At 42.3% G+C, this 14,473-nt stretch carries 11 protein-coding genes; 2 read left to right on the forward strand and 9 right to left on the reverse strand.

The genetic code is table 11. The features are described from left to right. Positions 1-28: 28 nt before the first annotated feature. From iolE to J7E81_RS25780, 8 genes are all read right to left on the reverse strand, one after another. The gene (gene iolE, locus J7E81_RS25745) at positions 29-919 is read right to left on the reverse strand and encodes a myo-inosose-2 dehydratase (protein WP_215046861.1); all 891 of its coding nucleotides are present in this window, start codon (positions 917-919) and stop codon (positions 29-31) included. A gap of 143 nt (positions 920-1,062) precedes the next feature. Beyond that, a complete protein-coding gene (gene iolG / locus J7E81_RS25750) occupies positions 1,063-2,088 on the reverse strand; it encodes an inositol 2-dehydrogenase (protein WP_374104100.1) in 1,026 nt (341 codons plus the stop codon). A 147-nt stretch (positions 2,089-2,235) separates the two neighbouring features. Continuing rightward, a complete protein-coding gene (locus J7E81_RS25755; RefSeq protein WP_215046865.1) occupies positions 2,236-3,240 on the reverse strand; it encodes a LacI family DNA-binding transcriptional regulator in 1,005 nt (334 codons plus the stop codon). 56 nt (positions 3,241-3,296) lie between these two features. Then, entirely contained in the window at positions 3,297-4,415 is a 1,119-nt protein-coding gene (locus J7E81_RS25760) for a glycoside hydrolase family 88/105 protein (RefSeq protein ID WP_215046867.1), read from the reverse strand. A gap of 15 nt (positions 4,416-4,430) precedes the next feature. After that, entirely contained in the window at positions 4,431-5,258 is an 828-nt protein-coding gene (locus tag J7E81_RS25765) for a carbohydrate ABC transporter permease (RefSeq protein ID WP_215046869.1), read from the reverse strand. Continuing rightward, positions 5,255-6,217: a carbohydrate ABC transporter permease gene (locus J7E81_RS25770; RefSeq protein WP_215046871.1), complete on the reverse strand. Its 963-nt coding sequence runs from the start codon at positions 6,215-6,217 to the stop codon at positions 5,255-5,257. Before J7E81_RS25770 ends, J7E81_RS25765 begins: the two co-directional genes overlap by 4 nt. Continuing rightward, entirely contained in the window at positions 6,135-8,630 is a 2,496-nt protein-coding gene (locus J7E81_RS25775; protein ID WP_215046873.1) for a hypothetical protein, read from the reverse strand. Before J7E81_RS25775 ends, J7E81_RS25770 begins: the two co-directional genes overlap by 83 nt. Before the next feature lie 61 nt (positions 8,631-8,691). Continuing rightward, positions 8,692-9,960, reverse strand: a complete 1,269-nt coding sequence (locus J7E81_RS25780; RefSeq protein ID WP_215046875.1) for an ABC transporter substrate-binding protein — start codon at positions 9,958-9,960, stop codon at positions 8,692-8,694. 333 nt (positions 9,961-10,293) lie between these two features. Here J7E81_RS25780 and J7E81_RS25785 point away from each other — a divergent pair, with 333 nt between their 5' ends. Beyond that, positions 10,294-12,669, forward strand: a complete 2,376-nt coding sequence (locus J7E81_RS25785; RefSeq protein WP_215046877.1) for a glycoside hydrolase family 95 protein — start codon at positions 10,294-10,296, stop codon at positions 12,667-12,669. Between the two features lie 551 nt (positions 12,670-13,220). Next, entirely contained in the window at positions 13,221-13,544 is a 324-nt protein-coding gene (locus tag J7E81_RS25790) for a tyrosine-type recombinase/integrase (RefSeq protein ID WP_215046879.1), read from the forward strand. Between the two features lie 72 nt (positions 13,545-13,616). On the opposite strand, the gene J7E81_RS25795 is transcribed toward J7E81_RS25790, so the two are convergent. Next, complete coding sequence (locus J7E81_RS25795; protein WP_215046881.1) at positions 13,617-14,471, reverse strand: ROK family protein; 855 nt, start codon at positions 14,469-14,471, stop codon at positions 13,617-13,619. Positions 14,472-14,473 lie beyond the last annotated feature (2 nt).

Here is a 14,473-nt window from a genome sequence, read left to right on the forward strand (position 1 = left end):
AAGCACGAGAACCGTCCCCGCATTTCCTTTACAGCCCGCTTTGTTCAGCGATATAGTTTCTCGCTTTTAAAGCATATTCCAAAGGATTGGCAATGGCCGGGTCTTGTTCCGCTTCTACGACAAACCAGCCTTTATAACCAGATGCTTCTAATGCGTCAAAAACGGGTTTAAAGTCAATGGCTCCATCGCCAGGAACGGTGAATACTCCTTGTTTGACTGCTTGAAGGAAGCTCAACTTCTCTTCACGGACCTTGTTAGCGACATCCAGGCGGACATCTTTTAAATGCACGTGAAAAATACGGTTCATATGTTTATGTAGTACCTGCAGATAATCTTCTCCTGAAAAAACAAGATGGCCTGTATCGTACAGAAGTGAGACCTTATCCGGATCCGTTTCTGCCATTAGGCGGTCAATTTCCTCAGCGGTTTGGATGCCTGTTCCCATATGATGGTGATAGACAATTTTCATCCCTTTTTCAGCGGCAAGGTCTCCAAGCAGGTGCAGTCCTTCAACCAAACGCTTCCACTTTTCTTCCGTAAAAACAGGTTTCTCATCAAACAAGGGGGTCTCCATCTGTCCTTGAATGCTGTTGCCTTGTTCAGATATCACAATGACCTTTGCACCCATTTCATGTAAAAAATCCCGGTGTTCAATAAAGGCTTGGGTGGTTTCCTCAAATGGCTTCGAGGTTAAGAAGGCACTAAACCAGGCACTGGCAATTTCAAGCCCACGTAATCCTAATGCCTTTTTTAATACCTCGGTATTACGCGGATATTTATTGCCGACCTCACTGCCAGAAAATCCCGCAAGGGCCATTTCACTGACACATTGCTCAAAGGTTATTTCTCCGCCAAGCTCGGGCATATCATCATTGGTCCAACCGATTGGCGCAATCGCCAGCTTCACATCCTGAAACATATCGCTTCTCCCTCCGTTGTTCTCTTAGTAGAATCATAACCCCTGACGGTTCTAGCTATTTCCATTGGTTTACTTAATAATTCCGTCTGTTTTCCTGTTTATTCTAGAGCTAGTATAACCGTCAAACTTATTTCAACCACAGACTACAAAATCACAGCCGACTGACCGGCACTCTGAAGCTGCACCGGTGCCCCAGTCTCGAGCGACTCTTTAGCCGCCTTCGCAATCCGCTCCGCCTGCAATCCATCATATCCGCTGCAAATAACCTCTTGATTTTTCAAAATAGCCGTTACAAATTCATTCACTTCATCAATATAAGCCTGCGTATAGCGTTCTAAGAAAAAGTACAATGGTTTTTCCTTTGAAACATGCTGAGCCGTAGAAATCTCCACCGTATTCGCACGATTATTCTCAGCTTGTGCGGCACCCTGATCCCCAAAAACCTCCAGACGCTGGTCATATCCATAAGCAGCGCGGCGGCTGTTATCAATCACACCCAGCGCACCATTCGCAAATTTCAAGGTAATAATCGCTGTATCAATATCGCCTGCTTCACCAATCGCCGGGTCAACCAGCACCGCTCCATTTGCAAACACTTCAACGACTTCACTGTCCATGATGTAGCGCGCCATATCAAAATCGTGAATCGCCATGTCCATGAACAGTCCGCCCGATGTTTTTATGTAATCAATTCCTGGTGGTTCTGGGTCACGTGAGGTGATTTTTAAAATATGTGGGACGCCAATGTCACCCGTTTGGACTAGCTCGCGAATCTTGCGGAAATTAGGATCAAAGCGGCGGTTAAAACCAACCTGCAGCTTCACACCTGCTGCTTCAACCTCTTCAAGGGCCTCTTCTGTTTCTTCAACCGAAAAACTAACCGGTTTTTCGCAAAAAATATGTTTACCTGCTGCTGCCGCTTCCTTAATCAAATTGGCATGAGTCGTGGTGGGTGAACAGATGAATACGGCATTGATTTCTGGATCATTCAAAATATCCTGGTAATTCGCCGTCAATACTTCGATTTGTTTTTCCTTTGCCCATTCCTCCAGATGGTCAATGACCACATCGGATACACTTTTCAACCTTACTTCCGAAATCCCTCTTAAGTTATCAACGTGGATCTTTCCAATTCGTCCTGCTCCAATAATCCCAACAGTCAATGCCATATTCAACATCCTCCCCTTAGTAGATTGCTTCTTAATGCAACCTCTATCTATGATTGTTTTTGTATCATCCTTCACAAACAAGGTTAAGCGCTTAACTCAACTCTTAAAATGAAAGCTGACGAAACACTTGTTAGTCAGCTTTCATTATTATGAACTTACATCTTTCACTGACTCCCGCTCAACGAGTGTGGGAGTAAGCATAATTCGATTCGCAGGCATACCAGGATCCTCAATCGAATCCAGCAATTGTTCAATGGTGTAGCTGGCCAGCTTTGCAATCGGCTGAGCAATCGTGGTTAAACCTGGATCAGCGATTTCCGCGTGGATGGTATTGTCAAAGCCAATAATCGAAATATCATCAGGAACCGATACACCCGCTTTTCGTGCTTCATTAATAAAAATAGCAGCAATTAAATCGGTGGTCGCAAAAACCGCGGTTGGCCTTTCTTTCAATTGAAAAATTTGATTCGCGGCCAATTTCGCTTCTTCTATTTTGGATTTGGCTTCAATCACTTGAACGTCAGCAGGGTTAACCCCTTCATAAGCAACAGCCTTTTTAAACCCCTCTACACGCAGCCGGCCGCTCGCTCGTTGTGGTTCGGTAATGACGGCAAAAGTCCGGTGTCCCTTTTGACAAAGGTAACGTCCTGCTAGATAACCGCCCCTGATATCATCAGTCGTGACAACGTGTGAATCAAGCGCAAGGTGGTCGACCGAGAACAGAACGCAAGGGACGTTTTGATCATGAAGGTTTCTTAATTTTTTTACATCCTTTGGCTCGGTCGCAATGATAATTCCGTCCACTTGTTTCTTAATCAACAGGTCCAAATAATCATGCTCACGCTCCAGCTGATAATCGGTACTGCATAAAATAATCGAATAACCCAAATCCCGTGCATTATTCTCCAGCGCACGGGCTACCTCTGCAAAGAATGGGTTCGCGATATCGGGAACCAGCACGCCAATCGTGAAGGTCTTTTTCCCGGTTAAAGCGGCAGCCACACTGCTTGGCTGGTATTCTAGGTCCTTCATAATATCCAGCACCTTGTTTTTGGTTTTTTCACTGATCCGGCCTGTATTATTTAAAACTTTCGATACCGTAGCAATCGACACATTGGCCTCTTTTGCTACATCATAAATAGTAGGTTTCATGGCATTCCCCTCTTCTCCCACTACGTGAAGTTGTTTTCATCATTATACTATTTTGTTTAGTTGCTTAACAAACCCTCATGTTGCAGGACCTCGGAAAGTAAGACAATCGCCAATGCCTGACCATATGCAGTCGGTGCAATAATAATTCGCTTATAATCTTCCTTTTCCTTCCCAATCGCCGTACCAGCCGAAACATTTAAGACAGTTCCATCCTCAGCGATGTTAGCCAATACCGCTTCGACCGCTTTTCGACAAACCGCTATATAGCTTGAGTCTAATAATCCAAGACGAATTCCTTTTAATATTCCTGCCGCAATGGCACTCGACCCGGAAACTTCCGTATAGCTATCGGAATCATCAAGCAGCGTATGCCACAAACCATTTTCAGACTGAAGGGCGACTACTCGGTCCACCTGTGCTTTAAAGGTACCCGCCATCTTCTCATAAGCATCAGTGGATAGTTTGCCTTTTAACGTTTCAATTAATTCCGGGGCAGCTAAGGTATACCAGCTGTTCCCGCGGCACCAATACGCCTCACTAAAATGGTGGTCATTGTCAAAATCATAGCCATGATAGAAAAGAGAATCTTCTTGATTAAACAAATGGTCAATATGAAGATTCACTTGATAAGCCGCTTCATCGATCCAAGCTTGCTGACCATATTTAATCCCCATTTTACTTAAGAACAAAACCACCATAAACAGAGTGTCAATCCAGATTTGTCCTTCATTCAGCTTCAAATCATGTTTGGTATCGCCAGAGGTTACATGCTGAAGCCCATTTTCCTTTGTTCTTGGCGCCTGATTGATGATCCAGTCGACCCATTCCAAAGCTAGGGTTTCCCTCTCTTCATAGTCCATTAACGTTAACATTGGGGCAGTGGTATTGATATTTTTAAGCGGTAAACCGCACTGAATTTGATCCTCTGCCCAGTTCCTAATATATTCACGATAATCCGGAAAAGCATCATCCCCGGCTAGATTTTTCAAACCGAGCAGTCCAACTCCCTGCGGCCAATCCCACTCTTCCATTCCAAAGTCCCTTGGGAAGTAGCCGATTTTTTCTGCATCGCCCACCTCTTTCAAGGAATCTTCATTCGAAGGCCGTTTTAAATCCAGCAGCTGGTTCGTTATTTTTAACACAGCTTCACGAACATCCGTTAGTACTTTTGTCACCCTTCATCACCTCATTTAATCTTTCAATCCGGAGCTGGCGCCTGTATCCATAATGTACCGTTGGAAGACGGCATATAAAATCGCCATCGGAAGAATCGAAATCACGGAAGCAGATAGCAGCAAGACCCAATCAATATTGTTGGCCCCGACGATACTTCTTAACGCAACCTGAATCGTATACTTGTTCGGATCGCTGATAACGATTAACGGCCAAATGTAGTCATTCCAACGCCACTGGAAAGATAAAATCGCTAAGGTAATGACAATCGGTTTCGCGATCGGTAACATCAGTCTAAAAAAGATTCGGCCTTCGCTCGCTCCGTCAATTCGGGCTGCTTCTATTAAATCATCAGGTACTGTCATGAAATACTGTCTAAACATGAAAATCCCGGTTGCTGTATTAATAGAAGGAATAATTAATCCCCATAAACTATCATAAAGGTGTAGCTTTTGAATCACCATGAAGGTTGGATTCATGATAACTTCCGTCGGTAACATCGTCGTGGTTAGGATACAGAGGAAGAACACCGTCAGCCATTTGTATCGGTATTTTGCCAAGGCAAACCCACAGGAAGCACTGGCAAGGATGGTTAAGGCCGTTGTGGTCACGGTGACGATCAGCGTATTCCCTACATATTTCGTAAATTCCATGGTTTTCCAGGCGTATTCATAGTTCTCAAATGAAAACTTTTTAGGAAAGATATGAAGCGGATAGGAAAACAATTCACTTCCCGGTTTAAAGGAACTTAATAAGAACCATAGAACAGGAATCAAGAACAAGAGTGCTAATAACCCCATAATGGTAGTAAGGAGAACAGTTGTGAGCCTATTTCGATACGTCATTGTTTACCCCTCTCTTCAACCTTTAGATTAATGACGGCAAAGATCAGCAGGATGATAAATAAGATCATCGATACGGCACTGGCATAGCCGATATTCTGATTGTTAAATCCTGTCTGATAAATGTATTGAACAATAAACGTATTATCATTTCCCGGTCCGCCGTTTGTCAGTGACTGAACTAAGGCAAATTCTTTCATAAAACCAATCGACGATAGCATGATGACCATAAACGAGGTGGGTCTTAGGGACGGCAAGGTAATATGGAAGAACTTTTGCCAGCCATTCGCTCCGTCAATTTCTGCCGCCTCGTAATAGGATTTAGAAATGTTCAGCAGGGCGGAAATGAAGATTAGCATATTGAAAGCCGTTCCTCCCCATGCTGACGCAATCAAAACGGTTAACAGCGCTAAGTTTCCATCTGTAGACCAATGAACAGGCTCAAATCCCATGAGTTGAATGATATAATTGATAAACCCGAAATCTTCTCCAAACATCCAGCGAAAAATGACCCCTACTACAATCGGTGAAATCAGCCAAGGAAGGAAGAAAATGACTTTTGCCACTGACTTCCCTTTGGTATATTTGCTGACTAAAAGCAATGAGATACATAAAGAACTGACGTACAATGTTGGGACACCGATAATCGTATACGTAAATGTCCGCCCAAGTGCTTTGTAAAAACTAGAATCGTGGAAAAGGTTGATATAATTTTGCAATCCAATAAAGTGAGCCTCTACCCCGGCATAATCTGTAAAAGAATAATAGATACCCAGGATGGCCGGCCAGGCGAAGAACAGGGTAAATAGAACCATGTTCACGACGACAAAAGCAAGGGCCCATTTTTGATTTCGATCCTTTCTCTTTGGTGCTACTTTCTTAACACTTACTTGTTTGACACTCGAGTAATTCACTGTCAAATCGGTATCCGGCGTTATACTCGACTTTTTGATGATTGACATACAATTCCTCCTCCTTCATGGTCAATGTGCCAACCTGCTGATTCTGGTATGACCACTCCTCGTCCGCGATGTGAATTTCCGATTCCGATTGTTCCTGCATGAAATGACTAAAGGTCTTATGCTCATATTCCGAAGAACAGATACACACGATTTTGTGTGAAGTTCCACAGGCCCGAGCTTCCCTAAAAGTGACGGCACCTTCCTTTATAAGTTCAAAGCCCTGGCTGAAGTAAATTCCTAGATAGGTTTGATCCTTCCTGACAAACAGCCAATTCCCTTTTTCGTTAATCTCATCCAGCTTCCAGAAAGGCAGATACGCGTGAATGAATGGTAGGAAAGGTTCTTGTAACCGGTATTCCATCAGCATGTACTGCTTATATTGACGGATATTTGGGCTGATTCCATTCCCAGCCCAGAAGCTAGGCCGGTTTTCCCCGCTATACACCGATTCTCCCGGATGATTAATCCAGACTTGGGTATTATCCTGACCTAAGGCAATATTCATCGCATGCTGCTGATGGCCTCTTTTAAAAGCATTGAAGTTAATCGCTGAACTCATACAATAGTTCTTCGTTTTGTAATTATAGGTATAAACCTTCTTAATTCCCTGGATATACTGGGAAACAAGCGCCTTTGATTCGTCTTCGATAAAATTCTGCTCTAACTGAGGCGGAGTGTAGTCTGAGATACAGAATAAGGTCGTCGATCTCAGCGCATGGTTTAAATTTCCCTTCTTCCAGGCGATAAAGGCTAGATTAGCGACCTCGCCCAGCTCCATTGCCTTTAAATCATGTTCATATACTCGCCCGTAGGTTGTGGACATCGTTTTTCCCTGAAGATTAATCGCAATAATTTCAAAGGTGATATCCAACGCTTTTTTAGCCAAATCTCGAATTGAAGCGTCCGGTGCCGATTCATAGAGACTGAAGAACCCGATTAAATCAATTGGCAGGTAGGTAGTTGAGTTCCATTCGGAAAAACCATAGTCGAAAAAGACGTCAAACCACTCTTCCAGGCGCTTTTTACCGATTTCATACTGTTCCATTCCGGTTCTGTTACTGACGGTAAACACTCTTTCTGGATACATATGGCCGGCAAGGTACTGTGAAATATGGAAAAGCAGGGCATGATTTTCACTGAAATACCACATGACATCGTTGCCAGGCTCATCAATCCAATACCTGAAATTCACAGCGAGCTCCTCGATTTCACGATGAAAATCGGCTGGGATAATGTCTTGATACTTAATCGTAAACCCAAGCAATGGAGCGAGCCTGAAATCGGCACAATCGCCCTTTTTCTTAATCTCGTTAAAGCAGCTTTTGATATGTTGAATGGCACGGGAATCGACGACGCCATTAAGGTGTGCCAGGGCAATCCCCACATTTAAGTCCAGGGCATCTCTTTCCGTAAAGAACTCCAAAATCTCCTTCTTTCGTTCAGACAATTCATCTGAAAAGGATCTGGAGGAATAATCATTGGCAAGAATTGCGGTCACCAATCTTCTGCTAATCTCCACTTCCCCATCGACCACGACACCAATATCGAAATAGGCAAGTCCATTGGCGGAAAGTTCACTGATTGGCATCAGTGTAATCTTGTTTTCATCCAGGTTATTTACCTGAAAGAAATAATCATAGGGTGATTCGGTCCCTTCACCTGATTCTTTTACTAAGACCGGATTTAATAAATGATTACGATTGACATTCACAAACAGGTTGGGAAACAGATCGATATGATTGGAATCAAGACAGATTTCCAGGCTGCCAGAATCATAGAGATCTTTTGAAAAATAAAAAGAAGTCAACAATTCTTCTGCTTTCTTTATTTTTTCCGGAGACGCATTGACAGGAATGTAGGCATCTAACGGCTGTTCACCCGTATAACGCAGCTCCATGAAATAGTTAACATCTCTCTCGGCCAGATCATCCATATAAATAACGATCTCATTCGTTCCCTTTTGCAGGTTCAAGTGAATTGGTGTATAGGAGGCTAGATTTCTTGTATAAGGAGTGTAGCTAATCTGTTTACGATTGTTGACCCAAATCTCGACACTTCCGCAGGTACTGAGCGTAAAGGGAAGAGTTTCTTCCTTTTCTGTAACGATATAGGTTTTACCGTAAACACTTAACACGTGTGGAGTGGGAATAAAGGAAGAAAACTCAAAGCGTGTGTTTTCAAAAGGGAAATAAATATGATGAAAAGGTGAATCAGTCAGTTTAATATCATTCTTTAAGCGCTCTTCTAAAAATTGTTTTCTACCAGGATAGACAATTTGTACATATTCCTCCGTCAAATTAACAGGCTGCTCAAACGTATCTTTTTCAGATTCATAGGGTTCGATGCTTAAATCGGTATAAATCCAACGATTCAAAGGTTGGTTGGGTTGAACTTGATATGTATAGCGTTCCATACGAATACCTCACTTAATAGGGAGGGAATACTGAAACACCAATATTCCCTCTCATGATTTATTATTTTGCGTATTGTTCCGTAAATGTTTTTTCTACATTGGCAATCGCTTGATCAATAGACTCTTCTTTATTTAGAACTTTAATGACTTCTTGTTTTAGAGCATCTACCGCTTGCTTATCAGAAGTTAGCTGTAATTTATCATTAACCGATCTTGCTACGGCAGCAACTGGATCTGAAGAGCTGATTTCATTACGATATACATCATAAGCACTTGTAGCGGTCGCGCTAGCATTGTAATCGACATTTGCTCCCTCTACTACTGGAAGATAGCCGCCTAAACCTGCCATTTTTGCATAATTTTCTTTTGTATATAACCAATCAATAAATTTCTTGGTTTCTTTTTCTACCCCAGATCCTTTGAATTGGATCACATAGTTACCACCTAGGTTAGTAGAACGAACCTTTTCGTATGGCATATAAACAGATTGCCATTTGAAGTTTTTAATATTTTTGTCAAAATCTTTTAACTGCCAGTTACCAGAGTAATAGGCTGCAACCTGGCCGCTTTTGAACATAGCGGATGCATCCTGGCCGGATAACCAAACAGAGGTTGGCATGATTTTGTTGTCATTTAATTTAACAAAGGTTTCCAAACCTTTTTTGGTTTCAGCATTTGTGGTATACTTTCCGTTCTCATTCACAAATCCTTTACTTCCAAATTGGTATAAGAATGAACTTAAACGGTGTGAAGATGGATCCATAACTAAGCCGTATTTCGCATCTGTTTTATCAAGGACGATCTTTAAATCACTGATAAATTCATCCCAAGTCCAAATATCTTTGTCACTTGTCGGAACTTTTACACCGGCTTTATCAAATAAATCTTTATTAATATATAAGCCGACGGCAGTTAAATCGATTGGAAGGGCTACAGCCTTATCATCGATGGTGATAGCCAAATTCTTGTCTACCCCTTTGCTATCCAACGTGGAGGACAAGTCAGCCAATTTATTTTTCCAAATTGGACTAAATCCTGTTACCCTTGCTAATGCTGGCGGATTACCGGATTTCACCATGTTTGTAATCCTTGTAACAAAGTCACTGTACGGTACATCAACCACTTGAACATTGACCCCAGTTTCTTTTTTATATTCTTTGGCCATTTCTGTTAAAGCGCCGCCTTCAACCGTATCGCCAGATACAAAAAACTGGATTTTCTTAGAACTCGATGATGATGCCTGTCCTGAACTTGAATTAGAACAAGCTGAAACTACTAGAAGCAAGCAGGATACCAATAAAGCCAAACCTAATTTGATCTTCCCTTTCATTCCATCCACCTCTTTACGTTTATGTAGAGTAAGCGCTTTATTCATAAGTAAATAGAAAATTGCTGAAATTCCCATCAATCCCATTTTATTATGGGAAAGCGCTTACCTTATGTGCCCATTATATTCCAATCCCAAATCATTTTCAATACATTTTTAAAATTCTAATAACTTTTTTTAAGTTGCTAAGATTACTATTTATAGTCATCTTCTAAACATGTAAACTATTGGTGTGCATGGGGACGGTTCTCGTGCTTCTCCACATTATTACAATCTTTCTCATGCTAGTAAGTTAAGCGTTTACCCTTATAAGATCATAAAAGGAGAGAATTAACGATGAAGTTACGATATGATCGGCCGGCTAGATCTTGGAAGGAGGCGCTTCCGATTGGGAATGGGCGTCTGGGTGCCATGGTTTTTGGCGGAGTAGAGAAGGAACATTTGCAATTAAATGAGGATACGTTATGGTCAGGAACCCCGAAGGATACAAATAATCCAAAGGCAAAGGAAATACTTTCTGAGGTTCGTAAATTGATCGTTGAAGAGAAATATGTAGAAGCAGATCAATTATGCCGGAAGATGATGGGACCATACACACAATCCTATTTGCCGCTCGGCGATTTACACCTGCAATTTTATCATGGAGATACTTTTCATTCCTATGAGCGCAACCTGAATTTACAATCAGGGACGGTTCATGTGGACTATAAGATTGGGAATGTCCACTATACACGTGAAATGTTTGCCTCCTTTCCGGATCAAGTGATGGCCATTCGACTTACGGCCAGTAAACCAGGCTTCTTACATTTCTCAGTCAATCTGGGGAGTCCATTAAAGTTTACGACGGCTCCCGATCAAGATCAGTTTGTTCTTAGTGGTATTTGTCCCGAGCATGTTGATCCTTCTTATTATCATACGGACGATCCGATTCAATATGGGGATCCAGATAAGACGGAGGCCGTAAAATTCGAAGGACGTATAGGGGTAAACGCTGAAGATGGCTGTATTCAGGTTGATCATGATGGCCTTCACGTTACGGAAGCTACAACCGTTACCCTGTACTTTAGTGCAGCGACAAGCTTTAACGGCTATGATAAATCGCCAGGAAAGGATGGGAAGAATCCTTCTTTAGCTGCAAAAGCATTTTTAGAGAGGGCCATGGCGAAATCTTTTGAAGAACTAAAACATTCCCATATGGAAGACTATCAGTCATTATTTAATCGTGTGGAGCTGGACTTGGAACCCAGCATGGCTCCGGAAAACCTGCCCACCGATCAATGGATCTTAGATTATGGGGCACAGGATCCAAAGCTGGTGGAATTACTATTTCAATATGGGCGCTATTTAATGATTGCCAGCTCTAGGCCCGGTTCACAGCCGGCTAACCTTCAAGGAATTTGGAATCGTGAGGTCAGGCCGCCATGGAGCAGCAACTATACCTTAAACATTAACGCTCAAATGAATTATTGGCCGGTTGAAACCTGTAATCTTTCAGAATGCCATGAACCTCTTTTAAACTTTATTGAGGAACTAGCTCAAAACGGCAAGAAAACGGCTTCCATTAATTATGGATGCAGCGGATGGACGGCGCATCATAATGCAGATATTTGGCGCCAATCTGGTCCAGTTGGTGATTACGGACATGGTGACCCAGTTTGGGCTTTCTGGCCCTTAGGAGGAGTTTGGTTATCTCAGCATCTGTGGGAACATTTTACCTTCGCGAAAAATCAAGCTTATCTTCGCGAAACGGCCTATCCCATTATGAAAGAAGCCGCCCTTTTCTGTTTGGATTGGCTGATCAAGAACGGTAAAGGAAATTGGGTCACAGCTCCCTCTACCTCGCCTGAGCACAAATTTAGGACGGCAGATGGACAACTGGCTGCCGTTAGCATGGCCACGACGATGGACATGAGTTTAATTTGGGATTTGTTTACGAATTGCATTGAGGCTGCAGAGGTATTGAAAATAGATGACCCTTTCCGCCATCAATTAACCGCAGCACGTGATCAATTATACCCGATGCAAATTGGCCGCTATGGACAGCTTCAAGAATGGATACATGATTTTGAGGACGAGGATCCTCACCATCGGCATGTATCACATCTTTTTGGCGTTTTTCCTGGGCGCCAGCTTACCGATTCTGAAGGAAGGGAACTCTTCGATGCTGCCCGAAGATCGCTGGAAAGAAGAGGCGATGATGGTACTGGCTGGAGTCTTGCCTGGAAAATTTGTTTGTGGGCACGGTTTAAAGATGGGGATCGAGCTCATAGATTAATTTCTAATCTTCTTCAGCTCGTAACTGAGGAGAACAGCCAAAGTCAAAAGGGCGGCGTTTATTCCAATCTTTTTGATGCGCATCCCCCCTTTCAAATTGACGGGAATTTTGGATTTACAGCAGGACTAGCCGAAATGCTGGTTCAGTCGCATTCTGGTGCCATCCACCTGCTGCCGGCCCTTCCTTCTGCCTGGTCAACTGGATATGTGAAAGGATTAAGAACACGCGGAGGATTTGAAATAACTATTAAGTGGGAAAAGAATGCATTTGAGAGTGCTGAAATCTACTCCCATTTAGGAGGACCTTGTCATTTAGAGATAGAACCATCCATAGAAGTGACGGTAGATGAGCAGAAAATACCTGTAAAAAAGATGTCTACTAACAGGATATCCTTTGATACACTAGCAGGACAGAGGTATATGCTAAAAAGAACTTAGAATCACGGGGACGGTTCTCATGCTTCGAAAACATGAGAACAGCCCTAGTATTTGAGAAGCAAAAGAATGACGAATCGACAGCGTTTCGACTCTATTCCCTATATGTTTTACTAATCAAACGTTTATTTAAAAATTCCGAAAGGGTTCAGCCCTCTAATTTACTCTATAAAAGTAGTAAAAAAATTGTCGAGTAACGTTAAACTATTTTACCAATAAAACTTCAATTTCCCGGAAAATTCTATTGTTATCGACTCAACCTACAACCTTCTCGTCAATTCCCAATATTTCGCAACTAATCAAACATTTGTTTAAAAACAAGCCTATCCACGTCATCTTTGAATTTGTTACTCCAATAACATAAAAAGAATGTCGAGAGCAGCCAACTATTTTAATAGGAACCCTTGTAAAAACATTTTCCTTTCTCTACTTCATCCAAATTGAAAGATGTTTATCTTCAAATTACAGTTGGAACCTTTTGTTTTTCCAATCTCTAACCACTAGAAAAGAATTTCTCTAAGAGTGTTAATTTTTAAGAATTAAAAGCCACCAGAATGGCGGCTGGGCTATTAAGACAGTGTCAGTCACGGAATGACTGGTTATTTCCACTCAGTAATAAGTTAGAACACCTCCATGTCAAATCGATAAAAAACACTTTGATTAAGTGGAGGGATAAAGCTGATCTTGACCCGAATATTTCTGCTCATACTCGGAGACATTGCTTTTCCACCCATCTTTTAGAGGATGGCGTAGACCCAGTGTTTATCCAACAAATGCTTGGACATAAGAGTCTGAAAACAACACTTATGTACCTACATATAGCCTCTAAAAGCTTAATGGTATGGATCATTTACCTAAAAAATCAAAGGCACAACTAGCTCATTTAACTAGTTATGCCTTTTTGCGCGCAAAACCTCCGATTGTCCGCTATAAGAACCGTCCCCATGCTTCTATAAGCTATCCCAGGCGAGTAAAAGGGAACCGGTGATTCCTGCTCTATCCCCTAACCCAGGACTTACAATATAATCGGATAGATCCGGGAGTATGACATAATTATTGATCAATTCTTTCAGATGTTTTTTTATGGCTGTAAATACTTGTTGCTGGTGCATAACTCCGCCGCCAAGAATAATTTTTTGGGGTGAAAGAATTAAAATGTACTGCATCAACGCTTGAGCAATGTAATACCCTTCTAAATCCCAGACTTCCTCACGATGGACAAGGTTCATCCCCTTATCGCCCCACCTTTCTTCGATAGCGGGACCCGCTGCTAGTCCTTCTAAACAATCATGATGATATGGGCATCTTCCTCCATATGTATCGTTTGAACGGCGCCGTACTAAAATATGCCCCATTTCCGGATGTGATAGTCCCTGGAGCAGCCTTCCTTGAACCATCGCTCCAGCACCAATCCCCGTTCCAATCGTGATATATAAGCAGCTGTCCAACCCTTGGGCGGCCCCAAGTTTGGCTTCCCCTAACGCAGCAGCATTAACATCCGTATTAAACCCGATGGGCACCTCAAAGGCCTCTTGGATTGTTTTTACAAACGGGTAATCCCTCCATGCCGTTTTAGGTGTTGAAGTGATATAACCGAAGGTAGGGCTGTGCTTGTTTATATCGATCGGGCCAAATGACCCAATTCCAATCACGTCCAAATCAAACTTTCTAAAAAATTGAATAACCTCTTTTATCGTTTCTTCTGGAATAGTGGTTGGAATTTGAATCTGGTCTGTAATATTTCCCTCTTTGTCTCCTACGGCACAAACAAATTTGGTTCCTCCTGCTTCGATGGCGCCCAACATCC

Origin of the sequence: Bacillus sp. ISL-18, assembly GCF_018613415.1 — a bacterium.
Taxonomy (GTDB): domain Bacteria; phylum Bacillota; class Bacilli; order Bacillales; family Cytobacillaceae; genus Neobacillus.